Annotated in this window: 22 protein-coding genes; 21 read left to right on the forward strand and 1 reads right to left on the reverse strand. The window is 46.1% G+C overall.

The annotated features are described in order from the left end of the window. Position 1: 1 nt before the first annotated feature. The 21 genes from fliD to flhB all read left to right on the forward strand — a co-directional run bounded on the left by fliD (position 2) and on the right by flhB (position 20,429). The gene (gene fliD, locus ACQEXU_RS16845) at positions 2-2,005 is read left to right on the forward strand and encodes a flagellar filament capping protein FliD (protein WP_427011686.1); all 2,004 of its coding nucleotides are present in this window, start codon (positions 2-4) and stop codon (positions 2,003-2,005) included. Continuing rightward, on the forward strand, positions 1,989-2,312 hold the full coding sequence (locus ACQEXU_RS16850; protein WP_367986950.1) for a flagellar protein FliT: 324 nt from the start codon (positions 1,989-1,991) through the stop codon (positions 2,310-2,312). Before fliD ends, ACQEXU_RS16850 begins: the two co-directional genes overlap by 17 nt. 16 nt (positions 2,313-2,328) lie before the next feature. Further along, positions 2,329-2,739, forward strand: a complete 411-nt coding sequence (gene fliS / locus ACQEXU_RS16855) for a flagellar export chaperone FliS (RefSeq protein ID WP_367986949.1) — start codon at positions 2,329-2,331, stop codon at positions 2,737-2,739. Positions 2,740-2,990: 251 nt separating this feature from the next. Then, positions 2,991-4,457: a sigma-54 dependent transcriptional regulator gene (locus tag ACQEXU_RS16860; protein WP_367986948.1), complete on the forward strand. Its 1,467-nt coding sequence runs from the start codon at positions 2,991-2,993 to the stop codon at positions 4,455-4,457. A gap of 116 nt (positions 4,458-4,573) precedes the next feature. After that, a complete protein-coding gene (locus ACQEXU_RS16865; RefSeq protein WP_427011687.1) occupies positions 4,574-5,632 on the forward strand; it encodes a sensor histidine kinase in 1,059 nt (352 codons plus the stop codon). A 3-nt stretch (positions 5,633-5,635) separates the two neighbouring features. Further along, the gene (locus ACQEXU_RS16870; RefSeq protein ID WP_427011688.1) at positions 5,636-7,039 is read left to right on the forward strand and encodes a sigma-54-dependent transcriptional regulator; all 1,404 of its coding nucleotides are present in this window, start codon (positions 5,636-5,638) and stop codon (positions 7,037-7,039) included. Between the two features lie 83 nt (positions 7,040-7,122). Next, positions 7,123-7,434 (forward strand): flagellar hook-basal body complex protein FliE, encoded by a 312-nt coding sequence (gene fliE / locus ACQEXU_RS16875; protein WP_367986945.1) that lies wholly within the window; start codon positions 7,123-7,125, stop codon positions 7,432-7,434. Between the two features lie 14 nt (positions 7,435-7,448). Beyond that, positions 7,449-9,203, forward strand: coding sequence for a flagellar basal-body MS-ring/collar protein FliF (fliF, locus tag ACQEXU_RS16880; RefSeq protein ID WP_427011689.1), 1,755 nt, complete (start codon positions 7,449-7,451; stop codon positions 9,201-9,203). Continuing rightward, a complete protein-coding gene (gene fliG / locus ACQEXU_RS16885) occupies positions 9,196-10,251 on the forward strand; it encodes a flagellar motor switch protein FliG (protein WP_367986943.1) in 1,056 nt (351 codons plus the stop codon). Before fliF ends, fliG begins: the two co-directional genes overlap by 8 nt. Before the next feature lie 26 nt (positions 10,252-10,277). Further along, a complete protein-coding gene (gene fliH, locus ACQEXU_RS16890; RefSeq protein ID WP_367986942.1) occupies positions 10,278-11,081 on the forward strand; it encodes a flagellar assembly protein FliH in 804 nt (267 codons plus the stop codon). Next, positions 11,081-12,403 (forward strand): flagellar protein export ATPase FliI, encoded by a 1,323-nt coding sequence (gene fliI / locus ACQEXU_RS16895; RefSeq protein WP_427011690.1) that lies wholly within the window; start codon positions 11,081-11,083, stop codon positions 12,401-12,403. The genes fliH and fliI overlap by 1 nt, the downstream gene beginning before the upstream one ends. Positions 12,404-12,409: 6 nt before the next feature. After that, positions 12,410-12,850: a flagellar export protein FliJ gene (fliJ, locus tag ACQEXU_RS16900; protein ID WP_427011691.1), complete on the forward strand. Its 441-nt coding sequence runs from the start codon at positions 12,410-12,412 to the stop codon at positions 12,848-12,850. Positions 12,851-12,960: 110 nt separating this feature from the next. After that, on the forward strand, positions 12,961-14,922 hold the full coding sequence (locus ACQEXU_RS16905; protein WP_427011692.1) for a flagellar hook-length control protein FliK: 1,962 nt from the start codon (positions 12,961-12,963) through the stop codon (positions 14,920-14,922). A gap of 36 nt (positions 14,923-14,958) precedes the next feature. After that, a complete protein-coding gene (gene fliL / locus ACQEXU_RS16910) occupies positions 14,959-15,453 on the forward strand; it encodes a flagellar basal body-associated protein FliL (RefSeq protein ID WP_367986938.1) in 495 nt (164 codons plus the stop codon). Between the two features lie 7 nt (positions 15,454-15,460). Further along, complete coding sequence (fliM, locus tag ACQEXU_RS16915) at positions 15,461-16,510, forward strand: flagellar motor switch protein FliM (protein ID WP_367986937.1); 1,050 nt, start codon at positions 15,461-15,463, stop codon at positions 16,508-16,510. A gap of 30 nt (positions 16,511-16,540) precedes the next feature. After that, entirely contained in the window at positions 16,541-16,951 is a 411-nt protein-coding gene (gene fliN, locus ACQEXU_RS16920) for a flagellar motor switch protein FliN (RefSeq protein WP_367986936.1), read from the forward strand. A 3-nt stretch (positions 16,952-16,954) separates the two neighbouring features. Next, entirely contained in the window at positions 16,955-17,344 is a 390-nt protein-coding gene (fliO, locus tag ACQEXU_RS16925; protein ID WP_427011693.1) for a flagellar biosynthetic protein FliO, read from the forward strand. Between the two features lie 22 nt (positions 17,345-17,366). Next, a complete protein-coding gene (gene fliP, locus ACQEXU_RS16930; RefSeq protein ID WP_427011694.1) occupies positions 17,367-18,209 on the forward strand; it encodes a flagellar type III secretion system pore protein FliP in 843 nt (280 codons plus the stop codon). Positions 18,210-18,222: 13 nt separating this feature from the next. After that, positions 18,223-18,492 carry a flagellar biosynthesis protein FliQ gene (gene fliQ / locus ACQEXU_RS16935; RefSeq protein ID WP_367986934.1) on the forward strand — a complete coding sequence of 90 codons (270 nt, stop codon included), beginning with the start codon at positions 18,223-18,225 and terminating at the stop codon, positions 18,490-18,492. Between the two features lie 8 nt (positions 18,493-18,500). Continuing rightward, complete coding sequence (gene fliR, locus ACQEXU_RS16940) at positions 18,501-19,283, forward strand: flagellar biosynthetic protein FliR (protein ID WP_367986933.1); 783 nt, start codon at positions 18,501-18,503, stop codon at positions 19,281-19,283. A gap of 15 nt (positions 19,284-19,298) precedes the next feature. After that, the gene (flhB, locus tag ACQEXU_RS16945) at positions 19,299-20,429 is read left to right on the forward strand and encodes a flagellar biosynthesis protein FlhB (protein WP_367986932.1); all 1,131 of its coding nucleotides are present in this window, start codon (positions 19,299-19,301) and stop codon (positions 20,427-20,429) included. 32 nt (positions 20,430-20,461) lie between these two features. Here flhB and smrB read toward each other — a convergent pair whose 3' ends face one another. Further along, entirely contained in the window at positions 20,462-20,992 is a 531-nt protein-coding gene (smrB, locus tag ACQEXU_RS16950; RefSeq protein WP_367986931.1) for an endonuclease SmrB, read from the reverse strand. Positions 20,993-21,006 lie beyond the last annotated feature (14 nt).

The raw sequence follows: 21,006 nt of genomic DNA on the forward strand, positions 1-21,006 counted from the left end.
AATGAGTTTTGGCCCACTGGGGATGAACACTGGCATGGATATCAATTCCATGGTTAGCAAAATTGTTGATGCGGAGCGCGTGCCTAAACAGCAGCGTATCGACAACGAGCACGCCAAAATTGATTCCAGTATCAGTGCCTATGGCCGGCTCAGAGAGTCGCTGGATACGATGAAAAACCTGATGACAAATTTTCGTCAGGAAAAAGCCTTTGCCGCGCGTAAAGTGGATACGAGTGATGAAGGCGTTGTGTCGGCGACGGCAACCACTGAAGCTATCGCTGGTAGATACGCTGTCGATGTGTTGCAGCTTGCCCAAAGCCACAAGGTTGCGTCTGATGTTTTAGAAAAAGACGCAAAATTTGGTCCGGGTAAGCTGCAGGTTTCGTTAGGTAGTAAAGAATTTACCATTGATGTTCAGCAAAATTCGAAACTGGTTGACATCGTCCGTGGTATCAATGACAGCAAAAGTAATCCTGGGGTAAGAGCCTCAGTTATCAATGATGTACAAGGTCCACGATTGATCGTGGCATCAAACCTTTCTGGCGAAGATCACCAAATTAAACTCAATGTTGAAGCACAAACCGGTGATCCGCTCAAAAAACTCGAATACAAAACATTAGAGCAACGCGTACGCGATTTAGAGAAAGCTCGTGCGACAGCGCAAGATCTAATATCTCCCCTAACGCCTGATGAACAAGCTGTTGCCGATAAGATCGCTGAGAAAAATATCGAAGCGGCAAAAGTTGTCGATCAGGAAATTGCCGGTTCTGCTAAACAAGCGGCGATTCAAAAAGACCCGAATGCAGCGAAAGAAGCGACGCCAGACAACGAAATGTCTTCAAGCGCGATGACGGCGGCCGCAAATGCGGGGATTGCAGCCTCAAAATACCTCAAGCCAGAAGAGCGAATTCCGGGCTGGAGTGAAACGGCATCAGGGACTTTACTGGATTCATATTGGGAACCAGAGCCTGAACTTGATGGTAAGGCACAAGAAAAAGCACCAGATGTACCCGGGTGGAGCAACACCGCATCAGGCACTTTAACGGATTCTTATGTGACACCAAAAGAAGCGCAAGCGAAGTTGGAACAACAGCTTGCACAAGAACAGGCCGCAATTGATAAAGCCATCGCAAGTGGTGAGCTGACCCCAGAGCAAGCGAAACAGATGGAACGGGCCAAAATGGAGCCCGAAGAGCGTGCTTATTTAGAACGAGTTGATCAAGCTCAGGCCGCTCTCAAAGCGGCTCAAGCAGCATTTGATTCCTACCGAGGTATGACAGAGGTTCAAACTGCGCAGGACTCTAAGGTACTTCTTGATGGTGTTGCTGTGCTATCAAGCCACAACAATATTATTGAAGATGCGATAGAAGGGGTCGATTTAACTCTGAAAGGCCGCACCGAACTGGGTAAACCAGCTTCGGAAATTGATATTGAATATGACCGCCAAGGTGTACGGGAAGACATTGAGCAATTTGTGGCGGCTTATAACCAGTTCTATCAGGTCTCAAATGAATTGTCGGGAGTGGATCCAAGAACGGGCATGTCAGGGCCCTTGTCTGGCGATAGTATTGTTCGCAATGCGGATTCACGTTTAAAAGCAGTCTTTTCTTCATCAATCGAACAAGCGCCAGAAGACTTAAAGTCACTGACGGAGTTTGGCATTACCACTACGCGTCAAGGGACGCTAGAGATCAATTACGACATGCTTGATCGCCAGATCAACAATAACTTCAATAAACTAGAAGACTTCTTTGGTGGTAATCAAGGCTTTGCTAAGCGGGTAGAAGATGCGATCCAAGGAATGACGGGTGTTACGGGGTCAATTCGGACTCGTGAGCGAAGCATGATTGATAAAACGTATCGCCTGCAAGATGACCAAGCGGCACTAGACCGAAGAATGGATAGTTTAGAAAAACGTACGCATGCCAAATTTTCGGCGATGCAAGACGCCACGAGCAAAATGCAATCTCAATTGGCAGGGATGATGAATGCGCTGGGCGGATAATAATCAGGCGAAGTTAACTCTCTTAAGTGAAATGGATCACGATATTCGTCTACTGCTTAAGGATGAGGAAATAAATCCTGAAGAAATTGGCCAATTGGTCGATAGAAGGGAACAGATATTGCAAAGTTTACTAGACTTAATAAAGCAAAGTCCGGAACTGGCAAAGACTTCTCAGTGGCAGCAAGCGATTGAGGAGACACAAAGCATTGTTGCCTTGTTGCAAGAAAAAACTGACCAAGTGGGTCAGGCACTGCACAAGTATCGGTACGGTAATAAATCGGTGCAACAATACAAAAAGTTTTTATGAATTTAAGAGGAAAGTTATGCGTGGTTCGTTACAGGCTTACAAGAAGGTATCAGTAGATAGCCAGCTCAGTGCGGCCTCTCCGCATAAAATTGTTCAAATGTTGATGGCTGGTGCGATTGAACGTCTGATTCAAGCTAAAGCAGCGATGCAACAGGGCAATGTCCCTCAAAAAGGAGAGCGCCTCGGTAAAGCGTTAGATATTATTATCAGCTTACGCAGTTGCTTATCGATGGACGATGGTGGAGATATTGCACGTAATTTAGATCAACTTTATGAATTTATGATCACTCAAATTACTGCGGCAAACCATCAAAATAACCCTGAAATGCTAGATGACGTTATTGATATCATTCGCGAAATTAAATCAGCGTGGGATCAAATCCCAACAGAATTCCATAACCTCACTGCATCTGATGTTGGTATGTAAGCCAATTCTGATAAATTTAACTTAATATCCATAAGTTTACGTTTTGCTTTTGGTAAAAGGTCACATGGAGTAATTGCTCGGTTGCCTTATTTTTTTTATCAAATAGAATAGAAGCCACTCTTAGCCTAGTGGCTTTTTTTGTTGCTGTTTTTTTGACATTGTCTAATGTTTGACGACCACCTATATTAATTAAACGTCGATTTTAAAAAACGCAGCTACAACGTTTTAAATTAGGGCAAATATTCACACCTATGCAAGGTTTAGCAAAAATACTCGTGATTGAAGATGATGCTGCCGCGCGCATCAATCTGAGTAACATATTAGAATTTGTCGGAGAGCAGTGTGAAGCTATCTCGTCGGATCAAGTTAGTGAACTGGATTGGACAGAAGTATGGGCTGGCTGCATCGTAGGCTCATTACAAAGCAAAAATTTGACTGTTGAGCTAAGTGAGAAACTCAATCACGCAAACCACGTTCCTTTATTGATCGCGGGTAAGCATTCTTATCCTGTTGAAGAATTGCCTAATTACGTAGGTGATTTGGAATACCCTCTCAATTATCCGCAACTTAGTGAAGCACTGCGTCACTGCAAAGATTTTCTTGGCCGTAAAGGCGTAAACGTTCTTGCATCTGCACGTAAAAATACGTTATTCCGTAGTCTGGTTGGTCAGAGTATGGGGATCAAAGAAGTTCGTCACCTGATTGAGCAAGTCTCAGCGACGGAAGCGAACGTGTTGATTCTTGGTGAATCGGGAACAGGTAAAGAAGTCGTTGCACGAAATATCCACTACCATTCTTCTCGTCGCAGTGGGCCATTTGTGCCGATCAACTGTGGTGCGATACCACCAGACTTACTCGAAAGTGAGTTATTTGGTCACGAGAAAGGGGCGTTCACCGGTGCAATTACAGCCCGTAAAGGTCGCTTTGAGCTGGCTGAAGGTGGCACCTTGTTCTTGGATGAGATTGGCGATATGCCAATGTCGATGCAGGTGAAGTTACTGCGCGTATTGCAAGAGCGCTGCTTTGAGCGTGTTGGTGGTAACACAACCATACGTGCAAATGTTCGTGTCGTGGCGGCAACCCACCGTAATTTGGAAACCATGATTGATGATGAGTCGTTCCGTGAAGACTTGTACTATCGTCTCAACGTGTTCCCGATTGAAATGCCAGCGCTGCGTGAGCGTAAACAAGATATCCCGCTACTGCTCCAAGAATTAATGACGCGCTTGGAAGCTGAAGGGGCGCAACCAATTTGCTTTACGCCACGTGCAGTTAACTCGCTGATGGAACATGATTGGCCGGGTAATGTACGTGAATTGGCTAACCTTGTTGAGCGCATGATTATTCTCTATCCGAACAGTTTAGTGGATGTGAACCATCTACCAACAAAGTATCGGTATAGTGATATCCCTGAGTTCCAACCTGAGTATCATGGCTTTGGCTCTGTTGAAGAACAAGAGCGTGAAGTATTACAAGATATCTTCTCAGAGAACTTCAGCTTAGAAAATTCAGAGACATTCCCAGATAGCGGTGAAGGACCTCAAGAACTTCCTGCTGAGGGGGTTAACTTGAAAGAAATGTTAGCTGATCTTGAAGTGAATATGATCAACCAAGCATTAGAAGCGCAAGGCGGTGTGGTCGCAAGAGCGGCTGATATGCTGGGAATGCGTCGGACAACGCTGGTTGAGAAAATGCGTAAGTACAATCTTCAACGTTAGTTTAACCACGCTGTCAAAAAGTCGACTGTAGTATAACTTTCTGAAATATAAAGAAAAATAGCTTGGCATGCTTTCTGCATTCCAAGCTATTGTTGTTTTATAGGCAGAAATACGACATGCATTCAGTTTCGTCACAAGAAAATCAAACTCATCTCGGCTCGTTGGAGCAACAAGTCGAACGGTATCAACAGGTACTCGACGTTATGCCTGCTGGCGTGATTTTGCTGGATACGCAAGGTGTAGTGCGCGAAGCAAACCCTGAAGCACATCGTTTACTTGAAACCCCTTTAGTAGGAGAAAAATGGTTTGCGATCATTCAGCAAGCATTCTCTCCGCGTGAGGACGATGGTCATGAAATCTCGCTCATCAATGGCCGCAAAGTTCGGTTGGCTATTTCTGCCTCTGAAACTGGGCAACTTATTCTCATTACGGATTTAACCGAAACCCGTTTATTGCAGGCCAGAGTGAGCGATCTACAACGCCTTTCATCACTTGGCCGAATGGTAGCGTCACTGGCTCACCAAGTGCGAACACCTTTATCTAGCGCAATGTTGTATGCTTCGAACCTTGCTGCTCCCAACCTTCCTACCGCTACCAAAGATCGCTTTCAAACCAAACTAATGGATCGATTGCATGATCTAGAAAAACAGGTCAATGACATGTTGCTGTTTGCCAAAGGCGGCGACAATAAAGTGGTTAAACCTTTCACTGTTGAAGCGTTGGTATCGGAGTTTTCTCCAATGGTTGAAGCGGCAGTGAAAAACAACAATATCGACTATCACCTTGAAGTTGAACAAGAACAAACCACCTTACTGGGTAACGCGAATGCGATTGCTTCTGCGCTGAGTAACCTTGTTATGAATGCGATACAAATTGCGGGTAAAGCCTCTCAAATTGACGTGTTTTTCCGCCCGGTGAATGGTGAACTGAAAATCTCAGTTCAAGACAGTGGTCCTGGTGTTCCCCCAGAACTGCAAAGCAAAATTATGGAACCTTTCTTCACCACACGCTCACAAGGAACCGGTCTCGGTCTCGCTGTCGTTCAGATGGTGTGTCGCGCACATGATGGAAGGTTAGAACTGATTTCAGAAGAAGGGGATGGTGCGTGTTTTACCATCTGCATCCCGCTTGATCGCGAGCAGCAACCAACCCAAGATTTGACTACTGGAGAATAGAAAATGGCTCAAAGCAAAGTACTGATCGTTGAAGATGATGAAGGCTTGCGCGAAGCGCTGGTCGATACTTTAGCTCTAGCGGGCTATGAGTGGCTGGAAGCTGACAGCGCTGAAGATGCGTTGGTTAAACTCAAATCCAATACGGTTGATATCGTGGTATCGGATGTTCAAATGGCGGGTATGGGAGGGTTAGCGTTACTCCGTAATATCAAACAACACTGGCCAAATCTACCGGTTTTATTGATGACGGCTTATGCCAATATTGAAGATGCTGTTTCAGCTATGAAAGACGGTGCGATTGATTACATGGCGAAGCCATTTGCCCCCGAAGTATTGCTGAATATGGTAAGCCGCTATGCTCCAGTTAAATCAGATGATAATGGTGATGCTGTTGTGGCTGACCAGAAAAGTATCAAGCTACTTACGCTGGCTGATAAAGTCGCAAAAACCGATGCAAACGTGATGGTGCTTGGTCCAAGTGGTTCAGGTAAAGAAGTGATGTCGCGTTATATCCATAACGCGTCGAATCGTAAAGATGGCCCTTTTGTAGCGATTAACTGTGCTGCTATTCCCGACAACATGCTGGAAGCGACATTGTTTGGCTACGAGAAAGGAGCCTTTACGGGGGCGGTTCAGGCATGCCCTGGTAAATTTGAACAAGCACAAGGCGGTACCATTTTGCTTGATGAAATCAGTGAAATGGACTTAAACCTGCAAGCCAAATTGTTGCGCGTATTGCAAGAGCGTGAAGTTGAGCGCCTTGGCAGCCGTAAAAGTATCAAGTTAGACGTTCGGGTGTTAGCAACCAGTAACCGAGATCTGAAGCAATATGTGCAAGAAGGGAATTTCCGAGAAGACCTTTATTATCGCCTCAATGTTTTCCCAATTGCATGGCCAGCGCTTTGTGAGCGTAAGGGAGATATTGAACCATTAGCAAACCACTTGATTGAACGCCACTGTAAAAAACTGGGTATGCCAGTACCAAGTGTGAGTCCAGACGCGGTCAATAAACTTCTAGCGTACGGTTGGCCAGGTAATGTGCGTGAGCTTGATAATGTGGTTCAGCGTGCCTTGATCCTCAGTGAGAACAGCCATGTGAGTAGTGAGCATATCTTACTTGAAGGCATTGATTGGCAAGACGCTTCAAGCTTGCAACACGTTGTTGAAGGGCAGGGGACGATCGTTCCTGATGTTAGGCCTATCGCTGAACCCGATTTGTCTCGAAATATGGGCGGAGCTGGCTTAGGTGGAGAACTGAGAGATCAAGAGTACGCCATTATTCTGGATACATTGAGCGAATGTAATGGCCGACGTAAAGAAATGGCTGAGAAGCTTGGGATTAGCCCAAGAACGCTGCGCTACAAGCTCGCCAAAATGCGCGATGCAGGCATTGAAATTCCTAACTAATTCTAACGTATGAAATGGCATGCTCTTTGCAGCGTCATGTTTATAACTAACGTTTGGTCAAAGAGTTGACATCTGAGGTAGCGATGAGAATTGATGGATTACAAGGCGAAATGCAAGCAATGATGCTTGAAGCTGCAAATTCAAAGCCAGCAGCGACTGGGCAGAAAGTAGGTGCTGACTTTGGAGCGATGCTCAACAATGCCATTAATAACGTCAATGGTTTACAAAAGACGTCTGGCAACCTTCAGATGCGTTTTGATCGTGGCGATGAAAATGTTTCATTGTCGGATGTCATGATTGCACGTAACAAATCTAGCGTGGCATTTGATGCCACTATTCAGGTACGCAACAAGTTAGTTGAATCGTACAAAGAACTGATGAACATGCCAGTGTAAGTTAGGTGACGTCTGTGTCTGAACAAAACCAATCAACCGACCTCGCTGTAACCGATACGCCAACCGATACCGCTATGGTCGCGCATTCGGATACCGATCTTGGTATGGATGCGCAAAACCCCGATATCGATGAGCAAAGTAGCTCAAAGTTTGATATGGCCGTTGGCGATCTTGATCTGCTACGTCAAGTCGTCTTGGTGCTTTCCATATCCATTTGTGTTGCGTTGATCGTCATGCTGTTTTTCTGGGTTAAAGAGCCAGAAATGCGTCCATTGGGCGCCTATGAAACCGAAGAGCTGATCCCTGTTCTGGATTACCTTGATCAGCAAAAACAAGACTATAAGCTTGATGGCAACACCATCATGGTGCCAGTGAGCGACTACAACAGCCTCAAGCTCAATATGGTTCGTGCGGGGCTGAACCAGCAAACCAATGCTGGCGATGAAATCCTATTACAAGACATGGGCTTTGGTGTTTCTCAGCGACTAGAGCAAGAACGTTTGAAACTCAGTCGTGAGCGTCAGCTGTCAAAAGCAATTGAAGAGATGAAGCAAGTTCGCAAAGCGCGAGTTTTGTTGGCTTTGCCGAAGCAGAGTGTTTTTGTACGTCATAACCAAGAAGCGTCAGCTTCTGTGTTCTTGACACTGAGTATGGGGACATCACTGAAACAAGAAGAAGTAGATTCAATTGTTGATATGGTGGCCAGTGCGGTTCCTGGCATGAAGCCAAACCGCGTCACGGTAACGGATCAACATGGCCGTTTGCTAAGCTCTGGCTCACAAGACCCAGCATCTGCTGCAAGGCGTAAAGAACATGAATTGGAACGCAAACAAGAGCAAGCCTTGCGTGAAAAAATTGACTCCGTACTTATCCCTATCCTCGGTTTTGGCAACTATACCGCGCAAGTTGATATTCAGTTAGATTTCAGTGCCATCGAGCAAACTCGTAAACAGTTTGACCCGAATACTCCTTCAACTCGAAGTGAATACACGCTGGAAGACTATAATAACGGTAATGTTGTTGCTGGTGTTCCCGGAGCGCTTAGTAATCAGCCGCCTGCTGATGCATCGATACCTCAAGACGTGGCACAAATGAAGGATGGCACGTTGCTTGGTCAGGGCTCTGTTCATAAAGAGGCGACACGCAACTTTGAGTTAGACACAACCATCAGCCATGAACGTCGTCAGTCTGGCGTAGTGAATCGCCAAACGGTTGCCGTTGCTATTAAGAATCGTGCGGTAGTCAATCCTGATAGTGGAGAAACGACTTATACCCCACTTACGGATGCAGAGCTGAATTCGATTCGTCAGGTGCTGATTGGTGCGGTGGGCTTTGATCAGAATCGTGGTGATTTGCTGAATGTACTGAGTATGCAATTTGCTGAGCCTGAACTTGAAGTGGTTCAAGATGTACCGATTTGGGAACACCCGAACTTCAACGACTGGATTCGTTGGTTTGCCAGTGCGTTGGTCATCATTGTTGTGGTTTTGGTTCTTGTTCGCCCTGCGATGAAGAAACTGCTCAACCCAGCTGCGGATGAAGACGATGATCAACTCTACGGACCGGATGGGTTACCAATTGGTGCTGATGGTGAAACCAGTTTAATTGGTGCAGATATGGACGGTGGTGAATTGTTTGAATTTGGTTCAACAATTGACCTGCCAAATCTGCATAAAGATGAAGATGTGCTGAAAGCGGTTCGTGCGCTCGTTGCGAACGAGCCAGAGCTGGCGGCACAAGTAGTGAAGAATTGGATGCAAGATGCCTAATGAAATAGTACCTCAGGGAGAGAGCGGTGAGGATGTAGAGAACGCCGTGGATATATCAGCGATCCCGGGTGAAGAACGTGCTGCAATTCTGCTTCTTAGTCTTAATGAAGAAGATGCAGCGGGTATCATTCGCCATTTAGAACCAAAACAGGTGCAGCGAGTAGGTAGTGCCATGGCTCGCGCAGCAGATTTAAGTCAAGAAAAGGTCGGTGCCGTTCATCGAGCTTTTCTAGAAGATATTCAGAAATACACCAACATTGGTATGGGCAGCGAAGACTTCATGCGTAATGCCTTAGTGGCGGCGCTGGGTGAAGATAAAGCAAACAACCTTGTTGACCAGATCTTGTTGGGTACTGGCTCGAAGGGCTTAGACTCATTGAAATGGATGGACCCACGTCAGGTGGCCAGCATCATTATTAACGAGCACCCTCAGATCCAAACCATTGTATTGTCGTATCTAGAGCCTGATCAGTCTGCTGAAATCCTTACTCAGTTTGCTGAACGTGACCGTCTCGATTTGGTAATGCGTATTGCAAACCTAGAAGAAGTTCAACCTTCAGCTCTTGCTGAATTGAACGAAATCATGGAGAAGCAGTTTGCAGGTCAAGCTGGTGCACAAGCCGCCAAAATTGGTGGCCTAAAAGCCGCTGCCGAAATCATGAACTACATGGACAACAACATGGAAGGCGTCCTGATGGAGCAAATTCGCGATCAGGACGAAGACATGGCCACTCAAATTCAAGATCTCATGTTTGTGTTCGAAAACCTTATCGAAGTGGACGACGGTGGTATTCAGAAATTGCTGCGTGATGTGCCTCAAGATGTACTGCAGAAAGCCCTTAAAGGCGCTGATGATCCATTGCGAGATAAAGTCTTCAAGAACATGTCTAAGCGTGCAGCTGAGATGATGCGTGATGATCTCGAAGCGATGCCACCGATTAAAGTTTCGGATGTGGAGGCTGCTCAGAAAGAAGTACTGGCCATTGCACGACGCATGGCAGATGCTGGTGAGCTGATGTTGTCTGGTGGTGCAGACGAATTCTTGTAATGCAGTTAATAGAGAGTTGAAATTCAATGTCAGGTGAAAGAAAGCGTGGTTTTTTACGTTTATCAGACGATGAAATAGTTGAGCAACAGCCTACGCGCTGGGGCTTGCCTGACTACGGCAAAGAAATCCATCAGCAGGCCAAAGAAACTGCCCTCAATTATGATCCAAGTTGGATGCCTGACTTTGAAGAACCTGTTGAAGAAGTTCCGACCGAACTGACAGAAGAAGAAATTGAACTGATCAAGCAACAAGCGTATCAGGAAGGTTTACACCAAGGTCAAGAAGCCGGTTTTAAGCAAGGTTACGATAAAGGCAAAGAACAGGGTTACTCGGAAGGTCATCAAGAAGGACTTGAAGCCGGGAAACTGGAAGGCGTTGCTGCAGGACAAGAATTTATTCAACAACAAGTTGAAACCTTCGTGGGGTTAGCAAATCAGTTTGCTCAACCGCTTGAGTTGATGAATGCTCAAGTTGAAAAACAGTTGGTTGAGATGGTGCTGACGCTGGTGAAAGAAGTGGTGCATGTTGAAGTTCAAACCAACCCTCAGATCATATTAGATACCATCAAAGAATCCGTAGAGTCATTACCGATTTCAGGCCACGCGATCACCTTAAAACTGCATCCTGACGATGTGGAGATCATTCGCTCTGCATACGGTGAAAAAGAATTGGATTTCCGCAACTGGACGTTGCTTAGCGAGCCTGCGCTAAATCGCGGTGACGTTCAGATTGAAGCGGGTGAGTCGAGCGTTAATTATCGTATGGAAGATCGCATACGTAGCGTTATCCAGACGTTTTGTGGTGTTAATCGCCATCAAGGTGGTGAGTAATGCTGGCGCTGGCAGAGCGACTTGGGCAGTACAAAACGGAAGGACTGACTTGTCGTCCGGTCGCTTCGGGAAAGCTAGTCCGTGTCGTGGGTTTAACACTCGAGGCAACAGGTTGTCGTGCGCCAATTGGTAGCTTGTGTAAAGTTGAAACCATGCACGGAGAAACAGAAGCTGAAGTTGTTGGTTTCTCCGGTGAAAACCTATTCCTTATGCCATCAGAGCAAATTACTGGTGTCCTTCCAGGCGCCAAAGTTACACCACTTACCAGTGAAACGGGTCTTCCTGTTGGTATGGAATTGCTTGGCCGTGTTATTGATGGTGTGGGTAATCCACTCGATGGACTTGGCCCTATCTACACTGAAAAACGTGCTTCCTTTAATGCCGAGCCAATCAACCCGCTTGCACGTAAACCTATCTCAGAACCTCTAGATGTCGGGATCAAAGCGATTAATGGTCTGCTTACCGTTGGCAAAGGACAGCGTATTGGTCTTTTTGCTGGTTCTGGTGTCGGTAAATCGGTCACGCTTGGCATGATGACTCGAGGGACAACAGCACAAGTGGTTGTGGTTGGCCTAATTGGTGAACGTGGACGAGAAGTTAAAGAGTTCATTGAAGAAATTTTGGGAGTGGACGGCCGTCAACGTTCTGTCGTGGTAGCTGCTCCGGCTGACTCTTCACCTTTAATGCGTTTGAAAGGTTGTCAAACCGCATTGACGATTGCTGAATACTTTCGTGATCAAGGCTTAGACGTCTTACTGTTGATGGACTCACTGACCCGTTTTGCTCAAGCGCAACGTGAAATTGCGCTTTCTGTTGGCGAACCGCCAGCGACAAAAGGCTATCCACCTTCGGTATTTGCCAAACTGCCCGCACTGGTTGAGCGGGCGGGTAATGGTAGCCCAGAGCAAGGCTCGATCACTGCGTTTTTCACCGTATTAACGGAAGGGGATGATTTACAAGATCCGATTGCCGATGCTTCTCGTGCAATTTTGGATGGCCATATTGTACTCTCTCGTGAAATGGCAGATGCCGGACATTACCCTGCGATTGATGTAGAAAAGTCTGTGAGCCGTGTAATGCCGCAAATTACGACCGACGAGCACGTCCTGATGTCCAAAGCCGTGCGACAAGTCTTGTCGGTTTGTCGTAAGAATCAAGATTTGGTTTCAATCGGCGCTTACAAACCCGGTTCCGATCCGGCCATTGATAGTGCCTTTACCTTGAAGCCGCAATTGGATGGTTTCTTACAACAAAGTATGAAAGAAAGTGTTCCTTACGATATGTGTGTCAATATGCTCGGTCGTTTACTGAAAGGTGAGTAATAGCACGTGGAAAATGCATTAGAGTTTTTGTTAGAGCAATCTAAAGAGCGCGAAAACCAAGCGGTACTTGCGCTCAATAAAGCGCGTACGGAACTTGATGGCTATTACCAACAATTGCAACAGATTGAACAGTACCGCCTCGATTACTGCCAGCAATTGGTTGACCGAGGAAAAAATGGCCTGACTGCCAGTCAATATACCCATTTGAATCGATTTCTTACCACGCTCGACGAAACACTTTCGAAGCAGAAACAAGCCGAATCCCACTTTCAACAGCAGGTCGAGTCTTGTGAACAAAATTGGCTTGAGACACGCAAGCAGCGCCGTTCTTACGAATGGTTGATCGACAAGAAAAAGACAGAGAAACAGCGGTTACAGGAACAAAGAGAACAAAAACAGTTGGATGAGTTTTCCACATTACAGTTCTCACGTCGCCGATCTGTGTGATCGTCACGACCGCTGACATTGGCGCGTATTTTGCAGTTGCTACTCATATTATTGTGCAACTAAGTTGAAGATACGGATTATCCGTCAACTCCATTAAGTGAGTAGCCTTTATGAACGTGAACCTAACTCCGACCACGGAAACACCCAAAGTGGGTAAAGTCGCGATAGAGAGCGGTGAAACTAGTGCTGAACCTACTGAAGAACAAGGTTTTTTTGCCAAACTTTCTGCCTTTATTAAAGGGGAAACCACAGCAAAAGGTGAGGTGTCTGAAGACTCTAAAATTGAGGCTGATACCGCATCTCAAACCAACGAGTCTGAAGAAAGCACGGATGCCTTGCTCAAACAAGCACAGGCGGAAGGCGAAGATTTGCCTGTTGAGGTCGATGGCGACGCCGAAAGCATCGATGTTGACAGCGCTAAACGCTTAACGAATGAAAACAAAAGTGAAGCAGTTGATGAAAACATTGATGACATTATGTCTGAAGGTGATGAATTACTTGGTCGGCTCAATGAAGCGAATCAGGCTCTGAAATCAAAAGACGGCAAAGCGTTGCCTCCTGAAGATGTCCAGCAGCTTGATAATGAAGCCATTCCAACGGAAGACGTAACGAAGAATACTCGAAGTAAAACGGTTGACGTAGATGATGATACCCTACGTCCTCTGAAAGATGTCGAAGGCGTTGAGTCATCCGATTTAGCGTCAGATTCAAAAGAGCCTCAAGTCAAAGAGCAACCTGTGATCCCGGAATCTGCTAAGCGCTTTGTTCAACAATCTGACTTAGAAGCCGTCAATGCTGAAGAATCAAGCTCAAAGGTTGAAGAAGAGGTGGAACAGCAAGTTCGTGTGATGCCTGCGACGGCATCCGTCGATGAGGGAGAGCCAGTTGAACAGGTATCGATGGCTTCGACCTCAGAAGTGGAGAAGGGAAAGCCACTTGAGCAACAACTGGATACGCCAGTAACTGAGCAAGAGCAATCAAGCGATGTCCCTGATATGGTCACGGTAGCGAGCCCTGTAGCTCAAAAACAATTGGATGCTGAATCTGCGGAAACAACGCCTGAAGAAGTCAGTGTAGCGATGGCGCATTCTGATGCTGCTCTCAATACAGTGGCACAACCGATCCAGCAAGCCGCGGAAAGTGTTACTCCTGCCGTGGCAGCAACAACGGTTACTGCAACTGCTATTCCGTGGAGTAGTAGCTCAAATGAGAAGATAGAACTTGATGGTGATGATGCTGTGGCGCTTGATGGTAAAAATAAGCATAATCAAATGGTTGCACAGCAGGCGGCATTAAACCAGCAAAGCAATCAACAAGCTTATGCGCAGCTTGCAGCAATCGATAAAGCCGCAATAACAACGCAGAACCTTGCACCCGTTGAGCATGCCGCGACAAATGCAGTATCACAAATGATGGCAGGGCAAACCTCACCATTAGTAAACGAGCAAGCTGCATTACAAGCGGCTATGGGAGCCAAAGCGGCAGCTAACATTGGTAAGCTAGCGCATAAAGAGGGTGGGCAGATAGGTCAAGTCCAGCAAGAACATGGTTTGGCGCAGCAACTCTCTCAACTAACGGGTCAGCAAACAACAAGTAACAGTATTCAGGCACGAGCAGAACAAGCGGTTGCTCAGACACCGATGCAGTTAAATCGTGAAATGGCGAGTGATCAGGTCGCTGAGCGAGTGCAGATGATGATGTCTAAGAACTTAAAGAACATCGATATTCGTTTAGACCCACCAGAACTTGGTCGCTTACAGATTCGAATGAATATGAATGGAGATGGTGCGGCGGTTCATTTTACGGTCGCCAACCAGCAAGCTCGTGACATCATTGAACAATCGATGCCGAGGCTGCGTGAGATGCTTGCTCAGCAGGGAGTCCAATTGGGGGACACCTCAGTTCAGCAACAATCTTCAGGGCAACAAAACCGATATGCTGCTGGTAATCAGGGGGAAAGCGGTCAAGGTGGCGGCAATCAATCGTTTAGTGGCGATGAAAATCTTGAACCAGACGTCAAACTTGATTTGAATGTCAGCTCAAAGCGTGATGGAATCAGTTATTACGCTTAAACTATAAAAAAATGAAACAAATAGAGAAAGTTAGTTATGGCCGAAGACATGGAACCGGAAGCGCCGCAAGGGAAAAGTAAGCTTCTAATTATCATTATTGCTGTCGTTGTTCTTTTATTAGGTGGTGGTGGAGCCGCATTTTTCTTAATGGGATCAGATGAGGCAGCAGATGAACAGCAAGTTGCCGAACAGGAAGTGATGGCACCTACGGATCCAGTTTCCTATGTGAACCTTGCACAACCTTTCCTGTTTAATGTGACAGGGGATAAGCGAAACCGCATGGTTCAAATCAAAGTCCAGCTAATGGTGCGTGGCATTGACAATGAAAACCTTGCCAAATACCACTCGCCACTTATCGAAAGCTCATTGATAAGTACCTTTGCTTCAGCCACTGTAGAACAATTGCGAACCACCAATGGGCGTGTTGAGCTGCGTGATAAAGCAACAGAAGATATTAAAGCTGCACTAAATCGTGCGATAGGTAATCCGGTGATAGAACGTGTTCTATTCACGGATTTTGTAATTCAGTAGGTGAAGAGTGACCGATCTATTAAGCCAAGATGAAATCGATGCGTTGCTTCATGGCGTTGATGATGTCGACGAGGTAGAGGAAGATTCCTCCCCCGTCGATACAAGTGCGGTGGATTTTGACTTTTCCTCGCAAGACCGCATTGTCCGTGGTCGAATGCCAACGCTTGAATTAATTAATGAGCGTTTTGCACGTCATATGCGAATCAGTCTGTTCAATATGTTGAGAAAAACGGCAGAAGTGTCGATCAACGGTGTCCAGATGATGAAGTTTGGCGAATACCAAAATACCTTGTATGTACCGACCAGTCTGAACATGGTGCGTTTCCGTCCTCTTAAAGGGACTGCACTTATTACCATGGAAGCGAGGTTGGTATTTATCCTAGTAGAGAACTTTTTTGGTGGTGATGGTCGTTTTCATGCGCGAATTGAAGGGCGTGAATTTACCCCAACGGAACGTCGAATCGTTCAATTACTATTAAAGATTGTTTTTGAAGACTACAAAGAAGCTTGGTCACCTGTCATGGGTGTCGAGTTTGAATATCTTGACTCCGAAGTAAACCCAAGCATGGCAAACATTGTTAGCCCGACAGAAGTGATTGTGGTGAGCTCATTCCATATTGAAGTGGATGGTGGCGGTGGCGACTTCCATGTCGTGATGCCTTACTCGATGGTTGAGCCGATTCGTGAGTTACTCGATGCGGGTGTTCAGTCCGATAAGATGGAAACGGATGTTCGCTGGAGTAGTGCACTGCGTGAAGAGATCATGGATGTGCCGGTGAACTTTCGTGTCAATTTACTGGAACAAGATATTTCATTGCGTGATTTGATGGAGCTTCAGCCCGGAGACATCATTCCCATCACCATGCCAGAACACGCTGTTATGTTTGTTGAAGAGCTGCCGACTTTCCGTGTGAAAATGGGTCGCTCTGGCGAAAACTTGGCAGTGCAAGTATCAGAGAAGATTAAACGCCCAGACGTGGTGAAAACTGACATCGCCTTCTTAGGCAAAGATGTTATATCAGAATTAGAAGAAGATGCTGGCGAGATCGAAGATTAACGCCAAACGCAACAAAGGTAGGATTACAAGATGGAACCAACTGACGATCAAAAGTTAGCTGACGAATGGGCAGCCGCATTGGGAGAAGACCCAGATGCACCGGAGGTTGACGTTGATGAAGTAATGTCAGCACAGTTGGACGAGTTGCAAGATACTTCGTCCCCAATTTCTGATGACGAAAGACGTAAGCTGGATACGATCCTCGATATTCCTGTGACCATCTCGATGGAGGTCGGGCGCTCGCAGATCAGCATTCGTAACTTATTGCAGTTAAACCAAGGCTCAGTCGTTGAGTTGGAACGCCTAGCAGGTGAGTCGCTAGACGTGTTAGTTAATGGCACCTTAATCGCTCATGGTGAAGTGGTGGTGGTTAACGATAAGTTTGGTATTCGTCTCACTGACGTGATCAGTCAGACTGAGCGCATCAAAAAGCTAAGGTAGCGCATGAAGTATCTACCGCTGACTTTTTTGTTGAACTTTCCTTGTATTGCTTTGGCTGCAGAACCTGGCAGCCAATTGGATATAGCGACCACTTTCGGGTCGCTTTTGTTCGTTATCGTCTTTATTTTACTGCTTGCTTGGTTACTAAAACGAATGCGAGTCCCGACGATGGTGAATCAAAAAGGGCTCAGTGTGATTAGACAAATTCCAGTAGGCACGCGTGAGCGTCTTATGATTGTGCAGGCTGGGGAAGAGCAATTCTTAGTAGGTGTCACCGCACAAAATATCCAGCTAATTTCTAAGCTGGAAAAGCCATTATCTCAGGAGGAGCTGCAAGCCAGCCCATTTGCTAGCCAGCTGACGCAGCTATTAAAAAATAATGATAAAAGCTAACCTCTTTCGCCGTGTATTTTTAATGCTTGTGCTCTGGACTTTTACTTCGGTTGCCTTTGCTCAGCAAGAAGAAATTGCAACGACTATCCCTGCAAATACAGCAGGTGCCTCGGCTGTGACGGTGAGTGCCATGGAAAAAGATCAGGGCGCGTCAAAAACAGTTTCAACAGGTACACTCACGGGGAGTGGCGGTGGCATTCCTGCATTTACCATGACCACCAATCCTAATGGTGGGGAAGATTACTCGATCAGCCTTCAAATTCTGGCATTGATGACCATGCTTGGCTTTTTGCCAGCCATGGTTATTTTGATGACCTCTTTTACGCGAATTGTCGTAGTAATGTCGATACTCCGGCAAGCAATGGGTTTGCAACAAACGCCATCGAATCAGGTCATTATCGGTATTGCCATTTTCCTTACTTTTTTCATTATGTCCCCCGTGCTTGGCAAGATAAATGACAATGCAATTCAACCGTACTTGAATGAGCAAATTACTGCTAGGGCAGCGTTTGATGCGGCACAAGGCCCGATGAAAGACTTTATGCTGAAGCAGACGCGAGTCAAAGATCTGGAAACGTTTGTTAATATTTCCGGCTCGAACGCCACTGCACCAGAAGATGTGTCTATGGCGGTATTGATCCCGGCCTTTATTACTTCGGAGCTTAAGACTGCGTTCCAAATTGGTTTTATGCTATTCCTGCCATTCTTAATCATTGATTTGGTTGTGGCATCGGTTTTGATGGCAATGGGTATGATGATGTTGTCACCAATGATTGTCTCGTTGCCATTTAAATTGATGTTGTTTGTACTGGTTGATGGGTGGAACCTAATTTTGTCCACCTTAGCCGGTAGCTTCGCGTTGTAGCAGGAGGAAATCCATGACTCCAGAAATGTTTGTAGAACTGTTTCGCGAAGCGTTATGGATGGTGCTTTTGATGGTCTGTGCCATCATCATCCCCAGCTTGCTTATCGGTTTGGTTGTTGCGATTTTTCAAGCCGCAACGTCCATCAACGAACAGACCTTAAGCTTTTTACCTCGTTTGATCGTGACTTTGTTGGCGTTGATGTTGTTTGCGCACTGGATGACGCAGATTCTGATGGAGTATTTCTTCTCCATGGTTGAAAGAATGCCACAGGTTTTATACTAGGTCTGGCTATGGAATACCCAACCAGCGTCGTACTGGAGTGGTTAGCAAACTACTTTTGGCCATACACACGCATCGCAGCAATGCTGATGGTGATGTCCGTCACGGGAGCCCGTTTTGTTTCGCCGCGTATTCGTCTTTACCTTGGCTTAGCCATTACTTTTGCTGTGATGCCAATGCTTCCTGCGGTCCCAAAAGATATCCAGCTACTTTCATTTCAAGGCTTTATGGTCCTGTTAGAGCAAATCATTATTGGTGTTGCAATGGGGACCGTTACCCAGTTTATGATCCAGACCTTTGTCATTCTGGGGCAAATTCTGGGTATGCAATCAAGCTTGGGTTTTGCCTCTATGGTTGATCCAGCCAACGGGCAAAATACGCCTTTGCTTGGTCAGCTTTTTATGTTTTTGGCAACCATGTTTTTTTTGGCGACCGATGGTCATCTAAAGATGATTCAACTGGTGGTCATGAGTTTTAAAAGTTTACCCATTGGTACTGGGCAGCTTAATACCATTGACTTTCGTGAACTAGCTCTCTGGTTAGGGATCATGTTTAAAGTTGCACTCAGCATGTCGCTCTCAGGCATTATTGCTTTGTTGACGATCAATTTGTCGTTTGGTGTCATGACACGTGCAGCGCCGCAGCTTAACATCTTCTCTTTGGGTTTTGCGTTTGCACTGATCGTGGGTTTGCTGCTGTGTTGGTACATACTTGGCGGTTTGTTTAGTCATTATGAGCTATTCTGGCAACAAGGGGAGCAGCAGATATGTCGCTTTATTCGATTAAATTGCTAATGGCGGAGGACTGATTTGGCAGAGTCAGACGGTCAAGAACGCACCGAAGATGCCACGCCCAGACGCTTGCAACAGGCTCGTGAAAAAGGGCAGGTTGCAAGGTCTAAAGAATTGGCATCGGTGTCGGTATTAGTGATAGGCGCGGTTGCCCTGATGTGGTTTGGCGAGGGGTTAGCTCGTGGGCTATTTACGGTGATGGGGCGCTTGTTCGATCTCAGCCGAGAAGAAGTGTTTGATCAAGCTAAGCTGTTTGATATTGCATTGGGGTCGTTGACCAGCTTAATGCTTCCGCTATTACTCATTCTTTTGACCTTATTCATTGCTGCTCTGATTGGCGCTGCTGGGGTTGGTGGGATCAGTTTTTCTGCCCAAGCAGCAATGCCAAAGCTGTCTAAGATGAACCCTCTTAGTGGCATCAAACGGATGTTTGGTTTGCAAAGTTGGGTTGAGCTACTGAAGTCGATTTTAAAAGTGGCACTGGTTTCAGGTGTTGCGTTTTATTTGATCAATGCAGCGAAAGCAGACCTGTTCCAGCTCAGCATGGATGTGTATCCACAAAATATTTTTCATGCACTCGACATCTTACTTAACTTTGTTTTGCTCATTAGTTGCTCGCTACTCATTGTAGTTGCTATCGATATTCCATTTCAGATTTGGCAGCATGCAGACCAACTGAAAATGACGAAACAAGAAGTTAAAGACGAATACAAAGAAACGGAAGGTAAGCCCGAAGTTAAAGGTCGTATTCGTATGCTCCAGCGTGAAGCGGCGCAGCGTCGGATGATGGCGGAAGTTCCGCAGGCCGATGTGATTGTGACTAACCCAGAACATTTCTCAGTAGCACTGCGTTATAAGCAAGATAAAGATCGTGCGCCTATTGTTGTTGCGAAAGGCACCGACCATATGGCATTAAAAATTCGTGAAATCGCCCGCGAGCATGATATTTATGTTGTTCCGGCTCCACCTTTGGCTCGTGCGCTATACCATACAACAGAGCTTGAGCAGGAAATCCCAGATGGTTTGTTTACTGCGGTGGCGCAGATTTTGGCTTATGTTTTCCAACTTAAGCAATACCGAAAACGGGGCGGTCAACGCCCGAACCTCAAAACATCCGATTTACCCATTCCACCAGAACTCAGACATTAAAAAGGAGCCATTCGGCTCCTTTTTTGTCTACATTACTTCTCTGGAATGGAGAGTAGAACGAGTAATGCGCCATCTCCGCCAAACTCGAGTGGCGCTTGGTGAAAGGCCATCACATCAGGGTGCTGTGCTAACCAGAGTGGAGCTTTTTGTTTGAGAATATGTTTACCAATGCCATGCTGAACACAGGCACAGTGGACATCATTTTTTACACAATACGCAATCATCGCCCCGAGCTCGCGCTTAGCTTCTTGCTGCGTCATTCCGTGCATATCTAAGAAAACATCCGGTACATAAACACCACGGCGTAGACGTTTAACCTCATAAGTGGATACGTCATCACGGGCATAGCGAGTTGGGCCTTCCTCATTTAAAAGTGGCATAAACTCATCAGAGAAATAAAACTCTGTATCACTGGCTTCACGGGCCGTACGGGTGATTTCTTTTTGCTTAGTATTTCTTTTTGGTTGCTGGACTATGGTATCCTGTTGCAACTTTTTTACGCCTTGTACTGCATCCTTAAAAAGGGCGAAGTCATCATCTAGGTCGGTGTCTTTCTTGCTCATAAGGTTATAACTAC

This window comes from Vibrio sp. TRT 21S02, from assembly GCF_050113675.1.
GTDB lineage: Bacteria > Pseudomonadota > Gammaproteobacteria > Enterobacterales > Vibrionaceae > Vibrio.

Bases quoted from the DNA above. Each gene is read 5' to 3' on its own strand.
- fliD (WP_427011686.1), top strand. From the start codon at position 2: ATGAGTTTTGGCCCACTGGGGATGAACACTGGCATGGATATCAATTCC.
- ACQEXU_RS16850 (WP_367986950.1), top strand. From the start codon at position 1,989: ATGCGCTGGGCGGATAATAATCAGGCGAAGTTAACTCTCTTAAGTGAA.
- fliS (WP_367986949.1), top strand. From the start codon at position 2,329: ATGCGTGGTTCGTTACAGGCTTACAAGAAGGTATCAGTAGATAGCCAG.
- ACQEXU_RS16860 (WP_367986948.1), top strand. From the start codon at position 2,991: ATGCAAGGTTTAGCAAAAATACTCGTGATTGAAGATGATGCTGCCGCG.
- ACQEXU_RS16865 (WP_427011687.1), top strand. From the start codon at position 4,574: ATGCATTCAGTTTCGTCACAAGAAAATCAAACTCATCTCGGCTCGTTG.
- ACQEXU_RS16870 (WP_427011688.1), top strand. From the start codon at position 5,636: ATGGCTCAAAGCAAAGTACTGATCGTTGAAGATGATGAAGGCTTGCGC.
- fliE (WP_367986945.1), top strand. From the start codon at position 7,123: ATGAGAATTGATGGATTACAAGGCGAAATGCAAGCAATGATGCTTGAA.
- fliG (WP_367986943.1), top strand. From the start codon at position 9,196: ATGCCTAATGAAATAGTACCTCAGGGAGAGAGCGGTGAGGATGTAGAG.
- fliH (WP_367986942.1), top strand. From the start codon at position 10,278: ATGTCAGGTGAAAGAAAGCGTGGTTTTTTACGTTTATCAGACGATGAA.
- fliI (WP_427011690.1), top strand. From the start codon at position 11,081: ATGCTGGCGCTGGCAGAGCGACTTGGGCAGTACAAAACGGAAGGACTG.
- ACQEXU_RS16905 (WP_427011692.1), top strand. From the start codon at position 12,961: ATGAACGTGAACCTAACTCCGACCACGGAAACACCCAAAGTGGGTAAA.
- fliL (WP_367986938.1), top strand. From the start codon at position 14,959: ATGGCCGAAGACATGGAACCGGAAGCGCCGCAAGGGAAAAGTAAGCTT.
- fliN (WP_367986936.1), top strand. From the start codon at position 16,541: ATGGAACCAACTGACGATCAAAAGTTAGCTGACGAATGGGCAGCCGCA.
- fliO (WP_427011693.1), top strand. From the start codon at position 16,955: ATGAAGTATCTACCGCTGACTTTTTTGTTGAACTTTCCTTGTATTGCT.
- fliP (WP_427011694.1), top strand. From the start codon at position 17,367: ATGCTTGTGCTCTGGACTTTTACTTCGGTTGCCTTTGCTCAGCAAGAA.
- fliQ (WP_367986934.1), top strand. From the start codon at position 18,223: ATGACTCCAGAAATGTTTGTAGAACTGTTTCGCGAAGCGTTATGGATG.
- fliR (WP_367986933.1), top strand. From the start codon at position 18,501: ATGGAATACCCAACCAGCGTCGTACTGGAGTGGTTAGCAAACTACTTT.
- smrB (WP_367986931.1), bottom strand. From the start codon at position 20,992: ATGAGCAAGAAAGACACCGACCTAGATGATGACTTCGCCCTTTTTAAG.